This is a genomic window from Bradyrhizobium oropedii, assembly GCF_020889685.1.
Taxonomy (GTDB): domain Bacteria; phylum Pseudomonadota; class Alphaproteobacteria; order Rhizobiales; family Xanthobacteraceae; genus Bradyrhizobium; species Bradyrhizobium oropedii.
The window spans coordinates 1-21,716 of record NZ_JACMYO010000147.1 but is presented as its reverse complement, the minus strand read 5'-3'; the positions used below and the strand labels follow the sequence as shown (position 1 = coordinate 21,716).

The window sequence follows — 21,716 nt, the reverse complement described above, 5'->3', positions numbered from 1 at the left end:
CCGACAGGGCGGGCCCGCCGGAGGTAACGCAGTCGGTGCGGCGCAGCTCGGCATGAGCGAACAGGGCGGCGAGCCGAGGGTCCTTGCCTGCGGCCAGCAGGGTCAGGCGGTTCAGCATGCAGACGATCGCGGCGCGCTGCGCGGGCAGGCCGGTACCCTGGCAGGTCCAGCCGGAGATCCGCAGATCGGGTGCGTCGGCCTGCTTGAGGAAGCCGAGGCAGGCGCGGCCGCCGTCCTGCCGCGCCGGGCGCAGCAAGGTGGCGCTGCCGAACTTGCTGTCGACGATGCCGGCGGCCTCGAGCTCGCCTGTGCCGCCCGGGACGAGCCGCCCGGCAATCTCGGTGACCGCGGACCCCATGGCCTCGCCACCGGGCCGGTAGATTTCCAGCTCGGCCGCCGGCGCGCCATCCGTGTCGGTCCAGCGGAAGACGTCCTTGCGGCCTCCCTCGGGGTGCCGGAAGATTTCGTAAGTCTCTGTTTTATCTCGCGGATCGAGCTTGCTGATGGCGAAGGCGGGGGCCGAGCGGCCGGCCGGGCTCCAGCCGACAGCAGCCGGCGCCGTAGTCGCGGTTGCGTCCGGCAGTTGCTTCCATAGATAGTTTCCGAGGACGACAAATAGCGCGAGCACGGCGGCATAGGCGAACAGCCCGGAGAGCGTGGCGTACACCTCGTCGACGAAGCTCGTCAGGGCTGACGGATTTCCCGTATGATGGGGCGCGGCCGGATCGGCCCGAAATAAACGCATCAAAACGCTCAAAGCTACGCAACGTTGTCTTGACGGGGTTTCTCGCATAGAAGCGCTGCCTCTTCCCTTTCCGCTGACAGCGGGGGAACGGGCATTTTTCGTCGGAGAGTGAACGATGGGTTACAAAGTCGCGGTGGTCGGTGCGACCGGCAATGTCGGGCGCGAAATGCTCAACATTCTCGATGAGCGCAAATTCCCCGCCGACGAGGTCGTCGTGCTGGCCTCGCGCCGCAGCGTCGGCATCGAGGTCTCCTATGGTGACCGCACGCTGAAGGTGAAGGCGCTCGAGCATTATGATTTCTCCGACATCGACATCTGCCTGATGTCGGCCGGCGGCTCGGTCTCCAAGGAATGGTCGCCCAAGATCGGCGCCGCCGGTGCGGTCGTGATCGACAATTCGTCGGCCTGGCGGATGGACCCGGACGTGCCGTTGATCGTGCCGGAAGTGAACGCGGATGCGGCCGCCGGCTTCACCAAGAAGAACATCATCGCCAACCCGAACTGCTCGACCGCGCAGCTCGTCGTCGCGCTGAAGCCGCTGCACGACAAGGCGACGATCACGCGCGTCGTGGTCTCGACCTATCAATCGGTGTCGGGCGCCGGCAAGGATGCGATGGACGAATTGTTCTCGCAGACCAAGGCCGTCTACACCAATGACGAGCTGATCAATAAGAAGTTTCCCAAGCGTATCGCCTTCAACGTCATTCCCCAGATCGACGTCTTCATGGAAGACGGCTTCACCAAGGAAGAGTGGAAGATGATGGCGGAGACCAAGAAGATCCTTGATCCGAAGATCAAGCTGACCGCGACCTGCGTGCGCGTGCCGGTTTTCGTCGGTCACTCCGAGGCGGTCAATGTCGAGTTCGCCAATCCGATCACCGCGGACGAGGCGCGCAACATTCTGCGCAATGCGCCGGGCTGCCTCGTGATCGACAAGCACGAGCCGGGCGGCTACGTCACGCCCTATGAGGCTGCCGGCGAGGACGCGACCTATATCAGCCGCATCCGCGAGGACGCTACCGTGGAGAACGGTCTCGCGTTCTGGTGCGTGTCGGACAATCTGCGCAAGGGCGCGGCGCTGAACGCCGTGCAGATCGCGGAAGTCCTGATCAACCGCAAGCTGATCACCGCAAAGCAGAAAGCGGCCTGACGGGCGGGGACCAACGGGGGGCGCAACCATGTCGGAACAGTCGGCTCCCGTCCCATCGAGTCCCTCGACGCCGCGCATCATGCGCGGCTTCGAATATGTGCTGTTCAACAGCCGCTGGCTGATGGCGCCGTTCTATGTCGGCTTGGTCGTGGCGCTTGCGGTACTGCTGCTGAAATTCGTCCGCATGCTCTGGGAGTTCGTCCTGCATGCAGCCGGCTACAAATCGACGGAAGTCATCCTCGATGCGCTGGCGCTAATCGACGTCACGCTGGTCGCCAATCTCATTCTGATCGTGGTCTTCTCAGGCTACGAGAACTTCGTCTCGCGCATCGACACGTCGGGCAACCCGAACTGGCCGATCTGGATCACCAAGATCGACTTTGCCGGGCTGAAGCAGAAGCTGCTCGCTTCGATCGTCGCGATCTCCGCGATCCACGTGCTGGAAGCGTTTCTCAACATAGATGCCGCGTTCGACGCGACGCGGATGACCTGGCTCGTCGCCGTGCACCTGGTATTCGTGATCTCGGCGCTATTGCTCGCGCTGTCCGATCGCTGGGGCGGCGCTCACGGTGATGAGTAGCCGATAGGTCCAGCTACTCGCCGGCCTTCAGCGCATCGGCAACGCTGATGAATTCCTTCGCGGTCCGGTCGAGCACGAACAGCGAGCCTTCGGCGACGCCGAAATAGGCGCCGTGCAGCTGCATCTCGCCGCTCTCCACGCGTTCGCGAACGAACGGGAAGGTCATCAGGTTCTCCAGCGAGCGGAACACCGCGGCCTTCTCGATGCGGGTGACGAAGTCCAGCATGCTTTCATGCTCGCGCTGCTCGACCACCTCGCCCGGCTTGATGAACATCTGCATCCATTTGCCGATGAAGTCGCCCGGCGTGAGCGGCTTGATCTTGTCGACGAAGGCGCGGATGCCGCCGCACTGGGCATGGCCCAGCACCACGATGTTCTTCACCTTCAGCACGGTGACGGCGTATTCCAGCGCGGCCGACACACCGTGGGCGTTGCTGTCGGGCTGATAGACCGGAACCAGATTGGCGATGTTCCGGACCACGAACAATTCGCCCGGACCTGCGTCGAAGATCACTTCGGGGGAGACGCGGGAATCGCAGCAGCCGATCACCATGGTTTCGGGAAACTGGCCGCGTTCCGACAGGTCCCGGTAGCGCGACTGTTCAGTCGGCAACCGCTGGGTCGCGAAGGTCCGGTAGCCGTCGATCAACTGCTTCGGAAAGAATTTCATGGCCTCTGGCTAACCACATGCGAATGACGGGAACAAGACTTTCGGCGTCCAGCCTGAGATGATACGGCAGCGTTGAAGCATGGTTCCTGCCCGATGCCCAAACATTGGACAGCGGCGGAGCCGAAGCCCCCAGGAGAATGCCGATGACCCGTCCGCGCCGCAGCCTGTTGTTCATGCCGGGATCGAATGCGCGGGCGCTGGAGAAGGCCCGCACGCTGCCGGCGGACGGCATCATCCTCGATCTGGAGGATTCCGTTGCTCCCGACGCCAAGGCGGTGGCCCGCGAGCAGATTGCCAAGGCGGTTGCCGCCAGGGGCTTTGGCAAGCGCGAGGTCCTGATCCGCATCAACGCGCTCGACACGCCCTGGTGGGTCGACGACATCGGCATGGCCGGCAAGGCGCAGCCGGACGGGATCCTGGTTCCCAAGATTTCCACCGTCGACGATCTCAACGCGGTTGCCGATCGCCTCAGCGACATCAATGCCCCTGCCTCGATCCGGGTCTGGGCCATGATCGAGACCGCGCGCGCGGTGCTCGATGCCGACAAGCTCGCGGCGGCGTCGAAGGATTCGGAAATCCGGCTCGCCGGCTTCGTGTTCGGGCCGAACGACATTGCGCGTGAGACCCGGATCCGGATGAAGCCGGGCCGCGCGGCGATGATCCCGATGATCACGCATTGCATCCTGGCGACCCGCGCGCACGGGCTCGAGATCCTCGACGGGCCCTATGGCGACATCAGCAATGTCGACGGCTTTGCCGAGGAATGTGCGCAGGGCCGCGATCTCGGCTTCGACGGCAAGACGCTGATCCATCCGAGCCACATCGATGCCTGCAACGCGATCTTCACGCCGCCGGAGGCCGAGGTCACCGAGGCCCGCAAGATCATCGCTGCATTCCAACTGCCGGAGAACGCCTCGCGCGGCGCGATCCAGCTCGACGGCCGCATGGTCGAGCGCCTGCACGCCGAGATGGCCAAGCGCACCATCGCGATCGCCGATGCGATCACCGCGATGGGGCACTAGCGGAGCTGCCTCTTCCCTTCTCCCCTTGTGGGAGAAGGTGGCGCGAAGCGCCGGATGAGGGGTTCTCTCTGCTTGCGAAATTCTCCCGTGCGGAGAGAACCCCTCACCAGGCTTCGCTTCGCGAAGCCACCCTCTCCCACAAGGGGAGAGGGTAACGTCGAGCCCGCGTCAGCGACCAAACTTCTCCGCCGCCCACGCATAGAGGCTGCCGGGGATCGGCGTCTCCTTGCCGCGGCCTTTCGGCGAGATGTGCAGGCCGATAATCCCGGGATCGTTCAGGTACTTCGAAAAATCCGATGGCTCGAAAAACAATCTCGGCTCCGCATGCACCGCGTAGAACGAGCGCTTCGGCAGCGCGTATTGCAATTCGCCTTCGCGGCGCGCCAGCGCGGTGAGCGCGGCGGGGCCGTAGATCGCGATGCGGATGTCGGAGAGGCGATTGGATTTGCCGCGCACCTTGCGCATCGCAAAGGTCAGGCGGTGACGCAGCGCCAGCCAGTCCGGCGTCAGCTCGTCCTGCTGCATCAGCGCTTCGAAGGCGCGCACGATTGGATCATGTTGCGGCAGATACAGCACCGAGTTGCCGAGCTGCCGCGGCCGCTCCCAGGCAAAATAGGGTTTTGCCGGATCGATCTCGACAGGTTTCAAGAGCAGCACATCGGCATCGAGCCAGACGCCCGCGCGCTGCGTCATCAGCCGCATCCGGAAGAAGTCGCTGAACTGCAGGATGGTCCAGTCGCGCCACGAGCCGTCGCGCTCGGCCGGACGCAGCTTCTCCGAGAACGCGTGCGGCAGCACCGCCTCGGCCTCGGCATTGCCGACGCCGTCGGGCAGACCGGGAATTGGATCGAAGCTGTAGACGGTGACCTTGTGCCCGGCCGCCACCTGCGAGCGCAGACAGGTCTGGCGCAGCGCGTCCATCGAGCCATGCCAGAAGGTGACGATGTCAGGCAGCATGTGCGTCAGCTATCAGCAGGTTTGCGAAGAGGCAAAGAAAAGCCCCGGCGCCTGAAGGCACCGGGGCATGATGATACGCCGAGCCTCAGGCCCAGGCACGCTCCTTGAGCTTGGCCTCGTAGGTGTCGATCGACTTCTTCTTTTCCATCGTCAGGCCGATGTCGTCGAGGCCGTTGATCAGGCAGTGCTTGCGGAACGGATCGATCTCGAACTTCACCTTGCCGCCGTCGGGACCGCGGATCTCCTGGTTGGGGAGGTCGATGGTCAGCGTCGCATTGGCGCCGCGCTCGGCGTCGTCGAACAGCTTGTCGAGATCCTCCTGCGACACGCGGATCGGCAGGATGCCGTTCTTGAAGCAGTTGTTGTAGAAGATGTCGCCGAACGAGGTCGAGATCACGCAGCGGATGCCGAAGTCGAGCAGCGCCCAGGGCGCATGCTCGCGCTCGAGCCGCAGCCGAAATTGTCGCCGGCGACCAGCACCTTCGCGTTGCGATAGGCGGACTGGTTGAGAACGAAATCCGGGTTCTCGCTGCCGTCATCCTTGTAGCGCTGCTCGGAGAAAAGCCCCTTGCCAAGGCCGGTGCGCTTGATGGTCTTGAGGTACTGCTTCGGAATGATCATGTCGGTGTCGACATTGATGATCTTCAGCGGTGCCGCGACGCCTTCCAGCGTGGTGAACTTGTCCATCGGTGCTCTTCCCGGGCAAAAAATGGGGATACGGGCCGGATGTCTATCGCGAATGTGACAGCGGTAAAAGGGCGATTTCTGCAAAGCTAGCCCGCGCCAGCCTCAATCGCCTCCATATCGGCGTCCGAGAGGCCGAAATGATGCCCAATCTCATGGATCAGCACGTGGCGGACGATGTGGCCGAGGGTCTCGTCGTGCTCCGCCCAATAGTCCAGGATCGGCCGGCGGTACAGCCAGACCAGGTTGGGGAGCCGGGCCACGTCGCCATGGCTCTGCTGCGGCAGGCCGATGCCGTGGAACAGGCCGAGCAGGTCGAACTCGCTCTCGGCCTGCATCTCGTCGAGCACCTCGTCGGTCGGGAAGTCGTCGACACGGATGATGAGGCCCTCGCAGAGGGCCCGGAACGTCTCGGGCAGGCGCTCGAAAACCTCGTGCGCCATGGCCTCCATCTCGGCGAGCGAGGGGGCTTTTTCTGTGGTCCACATGACACTCCTTTAGCGCGAGTGCTGTCGGCGGCGCCAGCGCAGTTGACCTCGGCGGCGCAATGGGAGACCGTGCGGCCCAATAACGGGGCTTGGGTGGCGTGATGAAACGGATCGTGGCGGCAGCGCTGTTGGCGGCATCAGTCGGGCTCTCGCTTCCAGCGGGCGAGGCGCGGGCACAGAGCGCGGCGGCCGAGGCGCGCGTCGGCGAGGCGGCTCCGGTCGTGCGCGAGCGCGTCGTCGAACGCCGCCACCTGAAGCGCGTGCCGATCTACCGGTCCCGGCCCGATCATTGGGAACCGGATGTCATCCCGCGCTACAATCCCGGACCGAACGCCGTGCGTGACTGCACCGCGACCTATGTGCAGGAGCACCGGCCGAGCGGCACCGTGATCACGCCGCGCATGAACTGCTTCTGGCGGCCCGGCTAGCTGCGCGTCCGGCGGCGTGCTGCACTGATCACTGCGACAGCCGCGATCGCTCCCGCCGTTCCATAGACCGTGATCGCCATCAGCGTTTGCGTGAGCTGGCTTGCGGTCCCCATGCCGCCGCCCGGTCCTTGCGAGGCCAGCGCGATATCGGCGAGCGTGATGGAACCAGCGAGTGTCGCGAGTGCAGTTCGAAGCGACCGCCTGCGTGTGCCTGTGTGTGTCACCGCAATCTCCTGCAACAGTGAGCACGCGAGATACGACGATAGTCCATGCCGGGTTTTGCACACCAAGGCGAAAAACCGCGTGCTGTGTCGGAACCTGAGCGCGCCAATGGCATTCATGATCGTGGCGCAGAAATTCACGTCCCGCTCACGTCGTCCGCATCCAGCTCGCGATCTGCGTCGCGGCAACGGGGATCGATTCGAAACCGAGTCGTCGTTGCAAGACGTGACATCAAGGGATCAAGGAGATTAGCTCATGAAGGTAATGAAGGTTCTGGGACTTGCGGCCGTCGGTGCCGTGCTGGTTTTGGCGGCGCCGGCCGAGCGCGCGAACGCGATGTCGCTCGCCACACCAGGCGCCGCCGCAACGGTTCAGGACAACGCGAACCAGACCACCACGCAGGTACGCTGGGGCCATGGACATAACCGTGGTTGGCATCGTGGCTGGCACCGCGGACATCACCGTGGCTGGGGACATCGCCGCCATTGGCGCCGCTGATCGCGCGGCGTATCAGCGCAGTTGAGACACAGGCCCGTGAGCAGCGGGCCTGTTGTCGTTGTCAGCCTTCAAACCGGCAGATTCGCGCGCGCGAGATGACGTTCAACGCAATCTGCAGGAGTTGATCATGATGAGATGGATCGGCGTTGCCGCCGTCGCTTGTGCATTCGCATTGATGGCGCCGGCATCGGCAACTGCCGCGGCTTCAATGAGGCCGCAGGCTGCCGCGCAACCGCGGCAAGCGGGCAAGGCGACCGATTTCAGCGCGCAGCGCCGTCATCACCATCACCATCGTCACCACTATCATCGCGGCTACCGGCCTTACTACCGACCGTACTACCAGCCCTATTCCTACCAGCCCTATTCCTATTATCGGCCGTACGGCTCCTATTATTACGGACGGCCCACTTACTATCGGCCGTATCCGTATGCTGCGCCGGCGCCGTTCACCTTCGGCTTCGGGTTCGGCCCGTTCTGGTGATGGTTTCGGCATAGCGGACCGAACGCGCGCGCAGCTCCGCCCAAGCGGGGGACTGCGCGTGTGGCGTCAAGGCGCAAAGCCTTTCGCCAGCAGCACGATGCCCTGCGCACCGGCTTTGCGATCTCTCGAGATCTCGACGTATTCAGGCGATTCCGACCAGGCGCGAAATGCGGCTTCGTCAGGGAATGACATCAGCACCAGCTTGTCGCGATCCCAGCTGCCTTCGAGCACCGCAGGGTGTTCGTCGGCCGACAGCAGCCGTCCGTTGAACTTCCTGAACACATCGAAGAAGCGCGCCTGATAACGATCATAGGCGGCGCGATCGGTCATCTTGAGTTGCACGATCACATAGACAGTCACTGGGCTTCTCTCCGGATTTTCCGTCGCACGCGCTTTGCGCGTTCATGACGCATTCAGTTGCGCATTCTTAGCGTCATGCCGGGAGCGACTGCAATGAACGCGAGGAGACCGGCTGCCATGCAGCGCGGTTCTCGTTGCTATTGTCAGGGAGGTTCAGAGATGAGGGAGAGCTATTTGCGGCGTGGATTGCTGCGCCGTCTCGGTGTTGCCGCGGCTGCGGTCTTCGCATTGTCGATCGTCTCGCAGCAACGCGCCGAAGCGCTGTCGCTGGTGAGCCCGGCTACCTTGCCCGCGGCGAAGTCCGCGGCCGATGCAATGACGACCCAGGTTCGGCATGGCGGTGGCGGCGGCCACGGCGGCGGAGGATTCCATGGCGGCGGCTTCCATCGCCACTACGGCGGCTACCATCACCGCTTCTACGGCGGCGGCTATCGCTACGGTTATCGGCCGTATTACCGCCGGCACTTCCACCATCGGCGCTACTTCTATGGATCGTCCTACTACTATCCGGCCTATTATCATCACCGTCACTGCCGGGTGGTCTGGACCTATTACGGGCCGCGCCGGATCTGCCGGCCGTGGTGGCACCATCGTCACTATTGGCGGCCGTATGGCTATTGGTAAGGGCTGACATGACAGCGGGCGCCTGACAGCGCCCGTTTTCTCAGGTCCTTCGTGCTCGTGCGAGCGCGCTAATCCCAGTCCTTCAGTTTCCAGGGCTTGATCTTCCACGGCGTCAGGTTTTCCATCCGCCATTGCGTCCAGCGGTCCGGCGGCCAGTGGCTGAGGCGCGAGGTCTCCTTCACCTCGGGAGGCGGATCGACGATGCGTGGTGCGGCGCGGCGGCGCTTCTGCCGCGTCGCCTCGCTGACCATGTCGACATATTCGCGCTTGTCGGTCACTTCAGGCTCCCCACGAAGCTTGTCTCCGCCAGGCGACAGTGTGCGGGCGCCCCGTTAACGAGCCGTTTCCACAACGGCTCGAGCTTGAAGCGAAAACCCCGCTTACCGCCAGTCGCGGACGTCGACGAAGTGTCCGGCGATCGCGGCGGCGGCGGCCATCGCGGGTGACACCAGATGGGTGCGGCCCTTGAAGCCCTGCCGGCCCTCGAAGTTGCGGTTCGAGGTCGAGGCGCAGCGCTCTTCCGGCTTCAGCTTGTCCGGATTCATCGCAAGGCACATCGAGCAGCCCGGCTCACGCCATTCGAAGCCGGCCTTGACGAAGATCTTGTCGAGGCCTTCGGCTTCCGCCTGCTCCTTCACGATGCCCGAGCCCGGCACGATCATCGCGTTGACGTTGGCGTTGACGGTCTTGCCCTCGGCGATCTTCGCGACGGCGCGCAGGTCTTCGATCCGGCCATTGGTGCAGGAGCCGATGAAGACGCGGTCGAGCTTGATGTCGGTGATCTTGGTGCCCGCGGTCAGGCCCATATATTTCAGCGCGCGATGCTTGGAGAGCCGCTTGGCCTCATCCGCGATCTTGTCCGGATCGGGCACGAAGCCGGTGATCGAGATGACGTCCTCAGGGCTGGTGCCCCAGGTGACGATCGGCGGCAGTTTTGCAGCGTCCAGCCGTAGCTCGTGGTCGAAATGCGCGCCCTCGTCGGAGCGCAGCGTCTCCCAGTAGCGCATTGCGGCATCCCAGGCGGCACCCTTCGGCGCCTTCGGGCGGTCGCGCAGGAAGTCGAACGCCTTCTGGTCGGGCGCAACCAGGCCGGCGCGCGCGCCGCCTTCGATCGACATGTTGCAGACCGTCATGCGGCCTTCCATCGACAGCGCACGGATCGCCTCGCCGGCATATTCCAGCACATAGCCGGTGCCGCCGGCGGTGCCGATCTCGCCGATGATCGCCAGGATGATGTCCTTGCCGGTCACGCCTTCGGGCAATTTGCCGTCGACGATCGCGCGCATGTTCTTGGCCTTCTTCTGGATCAGCGTCTGCGTCGCCAGCACGTGCTCGACCTCTGACGTGCCGATGCCGTGCGCGAGCGCGCCGAACGCGCCATGCGTCGAGGTGTGGCTGTCACCGCAGACGATGGTGGTGCCGGGCAGTGTAAAGCCCTGCTCCGGGCCGATGACGTGGACGATGCCCTGACGCTTGTCGAACTCGTTATAATACTCGATGCCGAATTCCTTGGCGTTCTCGGCCATCACCCGCATCTGCTCGATGCTCTCGGGGTCGGGGTTCGGCTTCGAGCGATCGGTGGTCGGGATGTTGTGGTCGACGACGGCGAGCGTCTTCTCGGGCGCGTGCACCTTGCGGCCCGCGGCGCGCAGACCTTCGAACGCCTGCGGCGAGGTCACCTCGTGCACCAGATGGCGGTCGATATAGAGCAGGCAGGTGCCGTCCTCGGCCTCATGGACCAGATGGTCGTTCCAGATCTTGTCGTACAGCGTGGTCGGTTTGGACATGAGCTTCGGCTCCAGAAGAAATTCAGTGGTGAATGGCGTATGCGCGTCTTAAGCGCGCGAGCAGGCGACAGCGTCCAGGCAGCGTTACGCTGCGCGTCTAAGCTCAGACGTTGCCGACGTCGCAAAGCGCCCGAAGAAGCGGCCGGGCAGCCGCGAGCGATCGTCGATCACGACGCGCTGGCAGGGGTGGCTTGCTTGATCCGGAACCATTCTAAATTTCTAACACAGGGCTTGCGCCTGCGACAATCGATCGATGCGCGGGCCTGTCCATCAGATAGGTATGCCGCAACAAAAAAGCGCGGGGCCAGCCCCGCGCTTTTGGTCACATCCCTTGCGGAGTGAATTACTCGCCGACGGCGGTCTGGCGGTCCTGCTTCTCGACGATGCGGGCCGACTTGCCGCGCAGGTTGCGCAGGTAATAGAGCTTGGCGCGACGCACCTTGCCGCGACGCACGACCTTGATCGAGTCGATCATCGGCGACATCACCGGGAAGACGCGCTCGACGCCTTCGCCGTAGGAGATCTTGCGCACGGTGAAGCTCTCGTTGAGGCCCTGGCCGGAGCGGCCGATGCAAACGCCTTCATAGGCCTGCACGCGGGTACGGTCGCCTTCGACCACCTTCACGTTGACGATGACGGTGTCGCCGGGGCCGAATTCCGGAATGGTCTTGGTGGCGGCGAGCTTGTCGAACTGCTCTTTTTCGAGCTGCTGAATAAGGTTCATCGAAATCTCCATCGGCGGCGCGCCCAGCCTGTATGGGGGCTGCGCAAACGTCCATCTATCCTGCGCGTGTGCGGATTAGGCCGTGCCTATAAGGCAAAGCGCAGGGTTTGTCACCCGTCTGTCGTGTTTTTTGTCCCTCGCGGAGCGGCTTTTTGGCCGGCCTTCCGGGCCCAGAGATCGGGGCGCCGGGCCGCCGTCAGGGCTTCGGATTGGGTCAGCCGCCAGGCCGCGACCTTGGCGTGATCGCCGGAAATCAGGATTTCCGGGATTTGTCGGCCCTCGAACTCCTGCGGGCGGGTATATTGGGGGTATTCCAGTAGTCCTTCAGAGAAACTCTCCTCGGTTCCCGAGGCCAATTTGCCCATCACCCCCGGCAACAGGCGGACGCAGGCGTCGATCAGCGCCATTGCGGCGATCTCGCCGCCGGACAGCACATAATCGCCGATCGAGACCTCCTCGAGCCCCCTGGCCTCGATCACCCGCTGGTCGATGCCCTCGAAGCGGCCGCAGACGATCAGGGGGCCGGGCCCGGCCGCAAGCTCGGCGACCTGGTCCTGGGTCAAAGGCCGACCTCGCGGGCTCATCAGGAGGCGCGGGCGGTCAGCCGCGATATCAGCGGCGTCGATCGCCGCCGCCAGCACGTCAGCCCGCAGCACCATGCCCGGGCCGCCGCCGGCCGGCGTATCGTCGACGCTGCGGTGCCTGTCGGTCGCCGACGCCCGGATGTCGCGCGCCTCGAGCGCCCAGAGGCCACCTGCCAGCGCCTTGCCGGCCAGGCTGACGCCGAGCGGCCCTGGAAACATGTCCGGGAACAGGGTCAGCACGGTGGCGCGCCAGATCGTCGCTTGGGAGGGCATGGTGTTGCAATGACGCGTCGGGCCGACGCCGTCAAATGGCAATCATCACGATGCCAGACGAGATATGGGCGGCGTCGAGCGGAGGCGAGACCGGCTCGCCTGAAGAAGCCGCGCGTCGGTTCTGATTCAGTCAGAACCGAACGCGCTTTGGTCTCATCCCCCGGGGCCTACTGCTTCCGGCCATATGCAACGAGCTCGATCGTGTTGTTGGTCTGCAGATGCTTGTCGACGCGAAGGACCTCGACTCGCTTGACCCAATGGTCGATCGCCGGGGCGTACCAGGTTTCCGACGTCATCTCGTTGGTCCTGGTTGGATCCTTGACGCTGCGACTCGAAAATTTGGCTTCGATCTTGAAGGCCTCGAACGTGCCGGCCTTCGTCGTCACAGTCTCCTGGCCCACGACTTTAGCGTTGCCGGTCCGGGTCCAGGCAAAGCCGCCACCGGTGTTGACGCTGTTGGTTCGAGAGCTCCAGGTCTTGCCGATCGCAAGCGGCGTCTGGATTCCTGTCCCGTCGTTGGGTGTGTACTTCCAGTCGCCGGAGCTGAGCAAATTCCAGGACCGGTCATAAACGATGGCGCCTAACTTGGAGGAAATCAGGTCTTTAGATCGCACACTGATGTCGGTGGGTGTGACCTCGGTAATCACGATTTCGCGGGTCGCGCTGATCTTTCCGGTAATTTCGTCGCGTACCTCGTAGGTCCAGTTGTCGCCCGGCAATGGCTGCTCCATTGCGACGACCGGCTTGGCAGTCGAGGACGGCGGAGTTGGCGCTTGTTGCGCTGTGGCCTGGCTGGCGAACAGGCCAATCGTCGCAATGGCGGCGTAGCGGAGTATATCTATCCCTCGTGGAAATTGTCGGCGATCGGTGTGGCGCATGAATCTATCGGCTGATCTAGCGGCGGCCATAGTCGACCAGCTCAGCCGTGCTCTTGTCCCGGATTCGTCCGTCCGAACGCACGATCGAACTGCGCTTGACCCAGTGATCGATGGCCGGCGCGTACCAGGTCTCCAGCACGAATTGCAGCTTCTTGGTCGCGTCAGCTGCGTTGTCTTCCTGAAGGGTGGTTTCGATCTTGAAAGTGTCGAACGTGCCTGCGCTGGTCGTCACGCTTTCCTGAGCGACAACCTTGGCGGTCCCAGAGCGCTTCAGGCTATTGCCAGCCTTGGTGTTGAGCGCGGTGTTCTTGAATGACCAGCTCTTGCCTACCGTAAGCGGCGGCCGAATGCCGGTGCCATCATTGGGCGAAAATCGCCAAACGCCATTGTTCGTTAGATCCCAGGTTCGGTCGAATGTCTGGTAGCCAACGACCGGATTCCCGAGCAACGAAAACCGGATGTTGATCTCCGAAGCCGAGGCGTCGGTGACGGTGTAGGTGATGGTCGATTTGACCTCGCCCGTAATGTCGTCCCGTACCTGGTAGGTCCAGTGATCACCGGTCTGGACGTCTTCCATCGGCTCCGGGGCGTTCGGTGTTTCGACGGCCGGCGGCGGAGCCGCTGGCGGTGATGGGGCTGGAGTCTGGGCAGAAAGAGAGCCCACCGTGGCAAGGATGCCGACGGTCGCGAAGACGGTGCTGCGCCGCATTGAATGTCTCTGATGCTTGATGATCAACGATGGATGAAATTATTGATGCCAGCGTTGTGTAAGGTTGGTGTGAGGGTTTGCTCAAACAACCATAGCGTGCCTGAGCCAAAAATGGGGCGCAAGCATTTGCATGCATCGTGGCCGCGACCTTTCCTAAATTTAATGTTGAGCGCGGACTGCGGGTTGCGGCACCGCGACCGGAGGTCGAGGCTTCGCATCATACCGGCGGGCGGCTTTTGTCAGGCGCCGGCGCGGCGCGTACCGGTTTCGTCGGCGAGATGCCGCGCGAGGACCATCGCAAGCGGGCAGATCGCCAGCGCCGTGAGCGCGGTCGCAGCCATCGCAAGCGTCGGGCCGAGCGCGTCGCCAAGCAGGCCGTAGAGCACCGGCGCGATCGCGCCTGATCCGATGGTGCCGGTATAGAACAATGCGAAGGCGCGCTCGGTCTGATGCGCCGGCGTCAGCTCGGGCACCGTGCCATAGAGCACCGAGGAGGTGCCGTTGAGCATCACGCCGAGGAGCGGCAGCAACACGATGGCCGGTGCGAGCGGCAACAGCAGCACCGCAACAATCAGCGCGGCCGTGCCGCCTTCGGTGATCAGCACGGTGCGCAGCGTGCCGACGCGTGCGCCGAGCCAGCCGCAGGTGAATTTCCCTGCGGCGCCGCCGATGAAGACCAGCGCCAGCGCGAGACCGTTGGTCGGCAGCGACGCGCCCTTGTCGCGCAACAGGAACGGCAGGAAGGTGAGGAAGCCCATCCTGACTGCGGTGTCGAGAATCCCGATCGCGAGCAGCCAGGGAAAGCCGCCGCCTGCGCCTTCGCGGCGCGATGCAGTGGCCGCCTTGTGCTCGGCGCCCTTGCCGACCGACGGCATCCAGAGCGCGATGCAGATCGCGACCAGCAATCCTGCCGATGCGAGCACGAGCAGCGCGTGCCGCCATGGCATGATCACGAGCAGGACCGAGGTCAGTGCCGGGATCGCCGCCTTGCCGAGATCGCCCGAGAAATTGTAGATGCCGAGCGGCCCGCGCGCGCCGGCGCCATAGGCGCGCGACACTGCTGCTGATGCGATCGGATGTTGCGTGCTCGACCCTGCACCGGAGAGCGCGAGCGCGAAGCCAAGCCCAATGACGCCGCCCGAAAATCCGGCAAACACGTAGCCGAGCGCCGAAAGCGCTGTGCCTGCGACCAGGATGACCTTGCCGTCGATGCGCTCGGCGATGCGTCCGACCGGGATCTGCAGCCCGGCCATCGCTCCCGCATAGAGCCCGCGCAGCAGCGCCAGCAGCCCGTAGCTCAGCGCGAATTCGGCCTGCCAGACGGGCAGCAGCACGTAGATCAGGTCGGTATAGCCATCGTGGAGGGCGTGGTTCAGCCCGGTCACCGACAGCGTGCGCGTCGCCCGGCCGCGGCTGGGAGAGGATGTGCCGGCTTCCACCGATACGCTCATCGTCGCCATCCGGATCGAGAAAATCTAAAGATAGGACGACGATACATCGAAGAAGGCTTTCGAAAAATAGAGATATGTAAGTAGCTTGCTGCGCAACATGCGCCCGACCGGTCGTTGTCACAAACCAGTAATAATCGGATCATGCGTTAGAAAATCTGGTATTGGGTGGCTATGTTCGTCCCACGCCGCAGCCTGCCGCCGCTCAATGCGGTCCGCGCTTTCGAGGCCGCTGCACGGCTCGGCAGCTTCAAGGAAGCGGCTGCCGAGCTCAGCGTGACGCATGGCGCGGTCAGCCAGCAGGTCCGCCTGCTCGAGGAATGGTTGGGCGCACCGGCGCTGTTTCGGCGATCGGTTCGGCGCGTGGTGCTGACACCGGCCGGCGCCGCATTGCTGGCGGAGTTCGCGCCGGCGCTCGACCGGATTTCGGCGGCTGTGCAGCAACATCGCGCGCGCCGCAGCGACGCGGCGGTCGCCGTGTTGCGCGTCAACGCGCTCGCGACCTTCAGCCTGCGCTGGCTGCTGCCGCGGATGAGCCGGTTTCGCGCCGAGCATCCCGATATCGAGGTGCGCTTGAGCACGTCGAACGATCCGGTGGATGCGCTGCCTGATACGTTCGACGTCGTGATCCGCGGCGGGCCCGATACGTTTCACGGCTTCTCGTCACGTTTCCTGGTGTCGGAGCGGAGATTGCCTGTGTGCAGCCCGTCGCTGCCGGCGCAACTGCCGCTGCATGAGATCGCGGATCTCTCGCGGCATACGCTGCTGCACGTCACGTCGATGCCGCGGCTGTGGCGCGACTGGCTCACCGAGGCCGGGCAATCCGCGCTGGAGCCGGCGGCGTCGCTGACCTTCGATCATTTCTATCTGACGATACAGGCCGCGCTCGATGGTCTCGGCGTTGCGATGGGACCGACGGCGCTGATTGCCGACGACCTCGCGGCCGGGCGTCTGGTGACGCCGTTTCCGGATGTCAGTCTGCCGGCGCGGAGCTACTTCGCTTATTTTCCGGCAGGGCGCAGCAACGATCCGCACAGCGCGGTGTTCTGCGACTGGCTCGAGCAGCAGGGTCGGATGACGGGCTGAAGAATATTCTCAGGCTGCCGACGGATCGTCGCCGTCGATTTCCTGCGGCAGTTCGATCACGACGCGGCCGCCGGCAACGTCGACGGTCGGCACCACGGCGTTGGTGAAGGGCAGCAGCATCGTCGCGCCCTGCGGCGGGGCGATCTCGATGATGTCGCCGGCGCCGAAATTATGGATCGCGATCACCTTGCCGAGCAGCTGCTCCGATGTCGTCACCGCGGCGAGGCCGATCAGGTCGGTGTGGTAGTATTCACCATCGTCGGTTTCCGGCAGCCGGTCGCGCGGAACGTAGAGCTCGAGGCCGTTGAGCCGTTCGGCATCATCGCGGCTGGCGACGCCCTTCAGCGTCACCACCAGATGGTCCTTAGCCTCGCGCACATGCGTGACCTCGAACTGGCGCGCGCCGTCCTTGGTCATCAGCGGGCCGTAGTCCTTCACGGCCAGCGGATCTTCGGTGAAGGTCCACAGCCGGACGGCGCCGCGCACACCATGCGCAGCGCCGATACGGGCGACACAGACCGGTGCAGTCACCGTGGTCGCCGTTCAGCTTAAGCCTTGGCGGCGGCTTCAGCCTGCGCCTTGCGCTCCTTGCGCGGCACGGCCTTTTCCGGGTTGTTGCGCGCGGTGCGCTTCACGACGCCGGCCGCGTCGAGGAAGCGGGTCACGCGATCCGACGGCTGCGCGCCCTTGGCGAGCCAGGCCTTCACCTTGTCCATGTCGAGCTTCAGGCGGGCCTCGTTGTCCTTCGGCAGCAGCGGGTTGAAGTGGCCGAGACGCTCGATGAAGCGGCCATCGCGCGGGAAGCGCGAGTCGGCGACGACGACATGATAGACCGGACGCTTCTTGGTGCCTGCGCGAGCGAGGCGGATAACAACGGACATTTAGTTCTCCTTCAAAGGTCGATGTGTTCGATTGATTGGCATTCCGCGTCGCGCCGGCCGCATGTGGGCCGTCGCGACGAATTCCTCATTTCTTCTTGCCCGGGAAGCCGCCGAGGCCCGGCAGCATCGGCTTGCCGGAAAGGCCGGTCAGGCCCGGCACGTTCGGCAGGCCACCGCGGAGGCCTGCGGGCAAATCCTTCGGCAGATTGGGCAGGCCGCCGCCGGCGCCGCCTTGCATCTTCTCGGCGAGCGCCTTCATCTCTTCGGCCGAGGGCGGCTTCATGCCGCCGCCAAAACCCATCGCCTGCGCGATGCCGGCGAGCGGGCCGCGCTTGCCGCTTCCCATGGCCTTCATCATGTCGGCCATGTTCCGGTGCATCTTCAGGAGCTTGTTGACCTGCTCGACGCTCTGGCCGGCGCCCGCCGCGATCCGCTTCTTGCGGCTCGCCTTCAGGATGTCCGGATTCTTGCGCTCGGCCCGCGTCATCGAATCGATCACCGCGACCTGGCGCTTGATGATCTTGTCGTCGATCCCGGCCGCCGCGATCTGGTTCTTCATCTTGGCGATGCCGGGCATCATGCCCATCAGGCCGCCGATGCCGCCCATGTTGGCCATCTGCTGCAGCTGTTCGCGCATGTCGTTGAGGTCGAACTGACCCTTGCGCATGCGTTCGGCGGTGCGCGCGGCCTTCTCGGCGTCGATGTTGGCGGCGGCCTTCTCGACCAGCGAGACGACGTCGCCCATGCCGAGGATGCGGCCGGCGATGCGGTTCGGATGGAAGTCTTCCAGCGCGTCGGTCTTTTCGCCGGTGCCGAGCAGCTTGATCGGCTTGCCGGTCACCGCGCGCATCGACAGCGCGGCGCCGCCGCGGCCATCGCCGTCGACGCGCGTCAGCACGATGCCGGTGAGGCCGACGCGCTCGTCGAACGAGCGTGCAAGGTTGACCGCGTCCTGGCCAGTGAGGCTGTCCGCGACCAGCAGCACTTCGTGCGGGTTGGCGGCAGCCTTGATCTCGGCCGCCTCCTTCATCATGTCTTCGTCGAGCGTGGTGCGGCCGGCGGTGTCGAGCAGCACGACGTCGTAGCCGCCGAGCTTGCCGGCCTCTAACGCGCGCCGGGCGATCTGCGGCGGCATCTGGCCGGCGACGATCGGCAGCGTCGGAATGTCGAGGTCGCGGCCGAGCACCGCGAGCTGCTCCATCGCCGCCGGGCGGTAGACGTCGAGCGAGGCCATCAGCACCTTGCGCTTGTCGCGCTGGACCATGCGGCGCGCGAGCTTTGCGGTGGTGGTGGTCTTACCGGAGCCTTGCAGACCGACCATCATGATCGGTACCGGCGGCACGGCGTTGATGTCGATGGTCTGGCCGTCGGAACCGAGCGTGGCGACGAGTTCGTCATGGACGATCTTCACCACCATCTGGCCCGGCGTCACCGACTTGACGACGGTGGCGCCGATCGCCTGCTCGCGGACCCGGTCGATGAAGCTGCGGACCACCTCGAGCGCGACGTCGGCTTCGAGCAGCGCACGGCGCACCTCGCGCATCGCGGCATCGACGTCCTTTTCGGTCAGCGCACCGCGCCCCGTCAGACGATCGAGAATGCCACCAAGCCGTTCCGACAGATTGTCGAACAATGCCGTTGTCCTCTTTGAACCTTGCCCCGCTTGAGCGGGGCGAGGGAGAAGGAAATCCAAACACTTTCGCGCCCGAGGGCGCATCGCGCTGTCGGGCGTTGGCCTCTGGCCTCCAGGGCCAGTCGGCGGGTCGAAAAGACGGAGCTTTCCGAGAAAGTCGGGGCGTTAAACGCTGCCGGGGCGGCAAAGTCAAGGAAAGTTTCGCCGGCATGCGCCCGGTCTGGTCATTAAGATACTGAAATTACATCGATTTGTCGATCTGGTTCAGAATCTGCCGCTGCCACCCATATAACCGGAGCCCGCCTCCTGTTTGGGAACCCGCTTGCCCATCACCCGCCGCCGCGTTCTCGCAACCTTGACCGGAGCCGCCGCTGCGATCGGCGTGCCCTCGATCTGGATGACTTACATGAAAACCTACGACGGCCCCGTCTCCGATCATTTCGACGGCCTGCACTTTTTCGACCCGGACGGAGCGCCGCCGAAGTCGCTCGGCGAGGTGCTGCGCTGGCAGTTCGGTGGCGGCCGCAAGCGCGCGGTCTGGCCCGAATCGGCGCCGAGCCCCTATGCCGATACGCCGCCGCCCCGTGTCGATGGCGACAAGGTGCGGTTCTGCTTCGTCGGTCATGCGAGCTGGCTGATTCAGGCCGCAGGCCTCAACATCCTGGTCGATCCGGTGTGGTCGATGCGGGCCTCGCCGTTCAGCTTCGCAGGTCCCAAGCGGCACAATGATCCCGGCATCGCGTTCGACAAGCTGCCTGGGATCGACGTCGTGCTGGTGTCGCACGGTCATTACGATCATCTCGACACAGCGACGCTGTCGAAGCTCAACGCCACGTTTGCACCGCGCGTCATCACGCCGCTCGGCAACGACGTCACGATGCGCGCGGCCGATGCCGCGATCAAGGCCGAGACGTTCGACTGGCATCAGCGCGTCGAGCTCGGCAATGGTCTTGCGGTGACGCTGGTGCCGACGCGGCACTGGTCGGCGCGCGGCCTGTTCGACCGCAACAAGGCGCTGTGGGCGAGCTTCGTGCTGGAGACGCCCGCCGGCAAGCTCTACATCGTCTGCGATTCCGGCTATGGCGACGGTCGTCATTTCCGCCGGGTGGCCGAGGCGCACGGCCCGTTGCGGCTCGCGATCCTGCCGATCGGCGCCTATGAGCCGCGCTGGTTCATGCGCGACCAGCACATGAATCCGGAGGACGCCGTGAAGGCGCTGGCCGATTGCGGCGCGGCGCAGGCGCTGGCGCACCACCACGGCACGTTCCAGTTGACCGACGAGGCGATCGACGCGCCCGCGATCGCGCTGGGCGAAGCGCTCGATGCGGCCAAGGTGCCGCGGGAGAAGTTTGTCGCGTTGAAGCCGGGCCAGGTGTTTGAGATTTAAATGCTGTCGTCCCGGGCAAGCGAAGCGCGACCCGGGACCCATAACCACAGGGCTTTGTTGTTGAACAAGGCTGTGGCTCCAGCTTGCCCTTTCACCACGCTCGGTGGTTATGGGTCCCTGCTTTCGCAGGGACGACAGCAATTGCTACTTCTCCTTGATCGCCCAGGAGACGCTGACATTCACCGTGAGCGTTTCTTCACCCTGCGCCACCGGCGTGGGCGCGGCGAATCCTGCGGTGGCCATCTTGGCGCGGAACACCGGGACCGGCGCCGAGCCGACTTCCGCGATGTTCAAGGGCGCGCCGAGCGTGACGCCGGCGGCCCTGGCGTAGATCTCCGCCTTGCGGCGGGCGTCGGCGACGGCCTTTTCGCGGGCGTCATCGAGCAGCTTGGAGGCCAGCGACACCGAGAAATTGAGCCCGCCGATATCGTTGGCGCCGGCACCCACCAGCACGTCGATGACGCTGGCGACCTTGCTCACATCGTGCAGCCTGATCGTGACGCGATTGCTGGCGTGATAACCGACGATGCTGGGCGGAGCGTTCGGCGACGACGGCGGGCGGTTGGCGAATTGCGGCTGCAACGACAGCCGTGAGGTCTGATAGTCCTTCTCCGCGATGCCGGCGCCCTTCAGCGCGGCCAGCACCTTGCCCATCGTCACATTGTTGGCTTCGGTGGCCTCGCGTGCGGTCTTGCCGTCGGTCGTGACGCCTGCGTCAAGCTGCGCCTGGTCGGGCGCCGCCGATACGGTCGCCTCGCCGGTGACCGAAATCGCCGGCGGAAAGTCGTTGTCGGCCAGTGCGGGCGCAGCCAGCAGGGTGGTCGCGATGAGGGCGGCAGCCAAGGGGAGGCCGAGGGGGAGGCGATGGGTCATGTGGTTCACTTCAGGGGTACGTAGACGTTGATCACAAGCTTGTCTTCGGCGGTCTTCAGCGGGTCGGTGATGTATTCCTCGATAAAGGTGTCCTTGGCTTCGAGCTTCTTGTCGTCGAGGTGATTGGTGATCGCCTCGTAGGTGTTGTCCATGTTGTCGTAGGAACCGCGATGGACGAACTTCAGCGCCTTGCCGTCGGGTGAGTTGCCCATGCTCATGTTCTTGCCGAGGTTCTTCGCGTCCTGGTCGACCGGGATTTCGGCGATGAAGGTGAAGCCGGTGTCGTCGGTCGAGGTGTAGACGATCATCGGATTGCCCGATGCCTTGATGCCGTCCTTGTCGAGCAGCGCGGTGAGCTGCTTGAACGCCTCGATCAGCGCGTCGAAGGCCGAATCCCAATTGGCCGTGCCCTTCAGCATGACGACTTTCTTCGGTTCGAGCGTGAACGGCTCGCCGAAGGGGTCGGCGGTCTGCACCGGGGCGGCCGGCGGCGGCGTTGGAGACTGCGACGCAGCCGGGCTGTCGGCCGGCGACTTGGTCTCGG

The 21,716-nt window shown here is 64.5% G+C and carries 27 protein-coding genes and 1 pseudogene; 9 read left to right on the top strand and 19 right to left on the bottom strand.

Features of this window, described 5'->3' with window-relative positions:
* The coding region (locus H8A95_RS31435) for a hypothetical protein (RefSeq protein WP_229186711.1) at window positions 1–745 on the bottom strand (745 nt) is incomplete at its 3' end.
* A gap of 115 nt (window positions 746–860) precedes the next feature.
* Here H8A95_RS31435 and H8A95_RS31430 point away from each other — a divergent pair.
* Both H8A95_RS31430 and H8A95_RS31425 read left to right on the top strand, forming a co-directional pair.
* Window positions 861–1,895 carry an aspartate-semialdehyde dehydrogenase gene (locus tag H8A95_RS31430; protein WP_050424961.1) on the top strand — a complete coding sequence of 345 codons (1,035 nt, stop codon included), beginning with the start codon at window positions 861–863 and terminating at the stop codon, window positions 1,893–1,895.
* 28 nt (window positions 1,896–1,923) lie between these two features.
* Entirely contained in the window at window positions 1,924–2,475 is a 552-nt protein-coding gene (locus H8A95_RS31425; protein WP_229186710.1) for a TIGR00645 family protein, read from the top strand.
* A gap of 13 nt (window positions 2,476–2,488) precedes the next feature.
* Here the strand turns inward: H8A95_RS31425 and H8A95_RS31420 are convergent, their stop codons facing one another.
* Window positions 2,489–3,145 (bottom strand): carbonic anhydrase, encoded by a 657-nt coding sequence (locus H8A95_RS31420; protein ID WP_229186709.1) that lies wholly within the window; start codon window positions 3,143–3,145, stop codon window positions 2,489–2,491.
* Between the two features lie 143 nt (window positions 3,146–3,288).
* Here H8A95_RS31420 and H8A95_RS31415 point away from each other — a divergent pair, with 143 nt between their 5' ends.
* Window positions 3,289–4,167 (top strand): HpcH/HpaI aldolase/citrate lyase family protein, encoded by an 879-nt coding sequence (locus H8A95_RS31415; RefSeq protein ID WP_229186708.1) that lies wholly within the window; start codon window positions 3,289–3,291, stop codon window positions 4,165–4,167.
* A 168-nt stretch (window positions 4,168–4,335) separates the two neighbouring features.
* Here H8A95_RS31415 and H8A95_RS31410 read toward each other — a convergent pair whose 3' ends face one another.
* The 3 genes and pseudogenes from H8A95_RS31410 to H8A95_RS31400 form a co-directional block, all read right to left on the bottom strand.
* On the bottom strand, window positions 4,336–5,124 hold the full coding sequence (locus tag H8A95_RS31410) for a glycosyltransferase family 32 protein (protein ID WP_229186707.1): 789 nt from the start codon (window positions 5,122–5,124) through the stop codon (window positions 4,336–4,338).
* A gap of 85 nt (window positions 5,125–5,209) precedes the next feature.
* A pseudogene (gene leuD, locus H8A95_RS31405) lies at window positions 5,210–5,811 on the bottom strand (3-isopropylmalate dehydratase small subunit).
* Window positions 5,812–5,897: 86 nt separating this feature from the next.
* Window positions 5,898–6,296: a metallopeptidase family protein gene (locus H8A95_RS31400; protein ID WP_163156819.1), complete on the bottom strand. Its 399-nt coding sequence runs from the start codon at window positions 6,294–6,296 to the stop codon at window positions 5,898–5,900.
* 101 nt (window positions 6,297–6,397) lie between these two features.
* Here H8A95_RS31400 and H8A95_RS31395 point away from each other — a divergent pair, with 101 nt between their 5' ends.
* Complete coding sequence (locus H8A95_RS31395) at window positions 6,398–6,724, top strand: hypothetical protein (protein WP_229186706.1); 327 nt, start codon at window positions 6,398–6,400, stop codon at window positions 6,722–6,724.
* Here H8A95_RS31395 and H8A95_RS31390 read toward each other — a convergent pair.
* Window positions 6,721–6,948: a hypothetical protein gene (locus H8A95_RS31390; protein WP_229186705.1), complete on the bottom strand. Its 228-nt coding sequence runs from the start codon at window positions 6,946–6,948 to the stop codon at window positions 6,721–6,723. The genes H8A95_RS31395 and H8A95_RS31390 overlap by 4 nt on opposite strands.
* 253 nt (window positions 6,949–7,201) lie before the next feature.
* Between H8A95_RS31390 and H8A95_RS31385 the strand changes: the two genes are divergently transcribed.
* Window positions 7,202–7,444, top strand: a complete 243-nt coding sequence (locus tag H8A95_RS31385; protein ID WP_229186704.1) for a hypothetical protein — start codon at window positions 7,202–7,204, stop codon at window positions 7,442–7,444.
* Between the two features lie 127 nt (window positions 7,445–7,571).
* Window positions 7,572–7,925: a hypothetical protein gene (locus tag H8A95_RS31380; RefSeq protein ID WP_229186703.1), complete on the top strand. Its 354-nt coding sequence runs from the start codon at window positions 7,572–7,574 to the stop codon at window positions 7,923–7,925.
* Between the two features lie 66 nt (window positions 7,926–7,991).
* Here H8A95_RS31380 and H8A95_RS31375 read toward each other — a convergent pair whose 3' ends face one another.
* Entirely contained in the window at window positions 7,992–8,285 is a 294-nt protein-coding gene (locus H8A95_RS31375; RefSeq protein WP_163156825.1) for a DUF1330 domain-containing protein, read from the bottom strand.
* A gap of 159 nt (window positions 8,286–8,444) precedes the next feature.
* On the opposite strand from H8A95_RS31375, the gene H8A95_RS31370 reads away from it, so the two are divergent.
* A complete protein-coding gene (locus H8A95_RS31370) occupies window positions 8,445–8,909 on the top strand; it encodes a hypothetical protein (protein WP_229186702.1) in 465 nt (154 codons plus the stop codon).
* A 68-nt stretch (window positions 8,910–8,977) separates the two neighbouring features.
* Here the strand turns inward: H8A95_RS31370 and H8A95_RS31365 are convergent, their stop codons facing one another.
* The 7 genes from H8A95_RS31365 to H8A95_RS31335 form a co-directional block, all read right to left on the bottom strand.
* Window positions 8,978–9,187: a hypothetical protein gene (locus tag H8A95_RS31365; protein WP_163156827.1), complete on the bottom strand. Its 210-nt coding sequence runs from the start codon at window positions 9,185–9,187 to the stop codon at window positions 8,978–8,980.
* 102 nt (window positions 9,188–9,289) lie between these two features.
* A complete protein-coding gene (gene leuC, locus H8A95_RS31360; protein WP_229186701.1) occupies window positions 9,290–10,696 on the bottom strand; it encodes a 3-isopropylmalate dehydratase large subunit in 1,407 nt (468 codons plus the stop codon).
* A 343-nt stretch (window positions 10,697–11,039) separates the two neighbouring features.
* The gene (rplS, locus tag H8A95_RS31355) at window positions 11,040–11,420 is read right to left on the bottom strand and encodes a 50S ribosomal protein L19 (protein ID WP_163156833.1); all 381 of its coding nucleotides are present in this window, start codon (window positions 11,418–11,420) and stop codon (window positions 11,040–11,042) included.
* Between the two features lie 110 nt (window positions 11,421–11,530).
* A complete protein-coding gene (gene trmD / locus H8A95_RS31350; protein ID WP_229186700.1) occupies window positions 11,531–12,277 on the bottom strand; it encodes a tRNA (guanosine(37)-N1)-methyltransferase TrmD in 747 nt (248 codons plus the stop codon).
* Window positions 12,278–12,444: 167 nt separating this feature from the next.
* The gene (locus tag H8A95_RS31345) at window positions 12,445–13,155 is read right to left on the bottom strand and encodes a TapB family protein (protein WP_229186699.1); all 711 of its coding nucleotides are present in this window, start codon (window positions 13,153–13,155) and stop codon (window positions 12,445–12,447) included.
* Window positions 13,156–13,171: 16 nt separating this feature from the next.
* Complete coding sequence (locus H8A95_RS31340) at window positions 13,172–13,864, bottom strand: hypothetical protein (protein ID WP_229186698.1); 693 nt, start codon at window positions 13,862–13,864, stop codon at window positions 13,172–13,174.
* A gap of 239 nt (window positions 13,865–14,103) precedes the next feature.
* Window positions 14,104–15,315, bottom strand: a complete 1,212-nt coding sequence (locus tag H8A95_RS31335; protein ID WP_229186697.1) for an MFS transporter — start codon at window positions 15,313–15,315, stop codon at window positions 14,104–14,106.
* Window positions 15,316–15,486: 171 nt separating this feature from the next.
* On the opposite strand from H8A95_RS31335, the gene gcvA reads away from it, so the two are divergent.
* Entirely contained in the window at window positions 15,487–16,398 is a 912-nt protein-coding gene (gene gcvA / locus H8A95_RS31330) for a transcriptional regulator GcvA (protein ID WP_229186712.1), read from the top strand.
* Between the two features lie 9 nt (window positions 16,399–16,407).
* Here gcvA and rimM read toward each other — a convergent pair whose 3' ends face one another.
* The 3 genes from rimM to ffh all read right to left on the bottom strand — a co-directional run bounded on the left by rimM (window position 16,408) and on the right by ffh (window position 18,912).
* Window positions 16,408–16,929 (bottom strand): ribosome maturation factor RimM, encoded by a 522-nt coding sequence (gene rimM / locus H8A95_RS31325; protein ID WP_229186696.1) that lies wholly within the window; start codon window positions 16,927–16,929, stop codon window positions 16,408–16,410.
* Between the two features lie 17 nt (window positions 16,930–16,946).
* Window positions 16,947–17,279, bottom strand: a complete 333-nt coding sequence (rpsP, locus tag H8A95_RS31320) for a 30S ribosomal protein S16 (protein WP_029081296.1) — start codon at window positions 17,277–17,279, stop codon at window positions 16,947–16,949.
* An 85-nt stretch (window positions 17,280–17,364) separates the two neighbouring features.
* Entirely contained in the window at window positions 17,365–18,912 is a 1,548-nt protein-coding gene (gene ffh / locus H8A95_RS31315; RefSeq protein WP_229186695.1) for a signal recognition particle protein, read from the bottom strand.
* A gap of 322 nt (window positions 18,913–19,234) precedes the next feature.
* Between ffh and H8A95_RS31310 the strand changes: the two genes are divergently transcribed.
* Window positions 19,235–20,299, top strand: a complete 1,065-nt coding sequence (locus tag H8A95_RS31310) for an MBL fold metallo-hydrolase (protein WP_229186694.1) — start codon at window positions 19,235–19,237, stop codon at window positions 20,297–20,299.
* Between the two features lie 144 nt (window positions 20,300–20,443).
* Here H8A95_RS31310 and H8A95_RS31305 read toward each other — a convergent pair whose 3' ends face one another.
* Both H8A95_RS31305 and H8A95_RS31300 read right to left on the bottom strand, forming a co-directional pair.
* Window positions 20,444–21,172 (bottom strand): SIMPL domain-containing protein, encoded by a 729-nt coding sequence (locus H8A95_RS31305; RefSeq protein WP_229186693.1) that lies wholly within the window; start codon window positions 21,170–21,172, stop codon window positions 20,444–20,446.
* 5 nt (window positions 21,173–21,177) lie between these two features.
* The coding region (locus H8A95_RS31300; RefSeq protein WP_229186692.1) for a GyrI-like domain-containing protein at window positions 21,178–21,716 on the bottom strand (539 nt) is incomplete at its 5' end.

What these genes read in the sequence shown, in the direction of transcription:
- H8A95_RS31430 (WP_050424961.1), top strand. Translation starts at nt 861, where the DNA reads ATGGGTTACAAAGTCGCGGTGGTCGGTGCGACCGGCAATGTCGGGCGC.
- H8A95_RS31425 (WP_229186710.1), top strand. Translation starts at nt 1,924, where the DNA reads ATGTCGGAACAGTCGGCTCCCGTCCCATCGAGTCCCTCGACGCCGCGC.
- H8A95_RS31420 (WP_229186709.1), bottom strand. Translation starts at nt 3,145, where the DNA reads ATGAAATTCTTTCCGAAGCAGTTGATCGACGGCTACCGGACCTTCGCG.
- H8A95_RS31415 (WP_229186708.1), top strand. Translation starts at nt 3,289, where the DNA reads ATGACCCGTCCGCGCCGCAGCCTGTTGTTCATGCCGGGATCGAATGCG.
- H8A95_RS31410 (WP_229186707.1), bottom strand. Translation starts at nt 5,124, where the DNA reads ATGCTGCCTGACATCGTCACCTTCTGGCATGGCTCGATGGACGCGCTG.
- H8A95_RS31400 (WP_163156819.1), bottom strand. Translation starts at nt 6,296, where the DNA reads ATGTGGACCACAGAAAAAGCCCCCTCGCTCGCCGAGATGGAGGCCATG.
- H8A95_RS31395 (WP_229186706.1), top strand. Translation starts at nt 6,398, where the DNA reads ATGAAACGGATCGTGGCGGCAGCGCTGTTGGCGGCATCAGTCGGGCTC.
- H8A95_RS31385 (WP_229186704.1), top strand. Translation starts at nt 7,202, where the DNA reads ATGAAGGTAATGAAGGTTCTGGGACTTGCGGCCGTCGGTGCCGTGCTG.
- H8A95_RS31380 (WP_229186703.1), top strand. Translation starts at nt 7,572, where the DNA reads ATGATGAGATGGATCGGCGTTGCCGCCGTCGCTTGTGCATTCGCATTG.
- H8A95_RS31370 (WP_229186702.1), top strand. Translation starts at nt 8,445, where the DNA reads ATGAGGGAGAGCTATTTGCGGCGTGGATTGCTGCGCCGTCTCGGTGTT.
- leuC (WP_229186701.1), bottom strand. Translation starts at nt 10,696, where the DNA reads ATGTCCAAACCGACCACGCTGTACGACAAGATCTGGAACGACCATCTG.
- rplS (WP_163156833.1), bottom strand. Translation starts at nt 11,420, where the DNA reads ATGAACCTTATTCAGCAGCTCGAAAAAGAGCAGTTCGACAAGCTCGCC.
- trmD (WP_229186700.1), bottom strand. Translation starts at nt 12,277, where the DNA reads ATGCCCTCCCAAGCGACGATCTGGCGCGCCACCGTGCTGACCCTGTTC.
- H8A95_RS31345 (WP_229186699.1), bottom strand. Translation starts at nt 13,155, where the DNA reads ATGCGCCACACCGATCGCCGACAATTTCCACGAGGGATAGATATACTC.
- H8A95_RS31340 (WP_229186698.1), bottom strand. Translation starts at nt 13,864, where the DNA reads ATGCGGCGCAGCACCGTCTTCGCGACCGTCGGCATCCTTGCCACGGTG.
- H8A95_RS31335 (WP_229186697.1), bottom strand. Translation starts at nt 15,315, where the DNA reads ATGAGCGTATCGGTGGAAGCCGGCACATCCTCTCCCAGCCGCGGCCGG.
- gcvA (WP_229186712.1), top strand. Translation starts at nt 15,487, where the DNA reads ATGTTCGTCCCACGCCGCAGCCTGCCGCCGCTCAATGCGGTCCGCGCT.
- rpsP (WP_029081296.1), bottom strand. Translation starts at nt 17,279, where the DNA reads ATGTCCGTTGTTATCCGCCTCGCTCGCGCAGGCACCAAGAAGCGTCCG.
- H8A95_RS31305 (WP_229186693.1), bottom strand. Translation starts at nt 21,172, where the DNA reads ATGACCCATCGCCTCCCCCTCGGCCTCCCCTTGGCTGCCGCCCTCATC.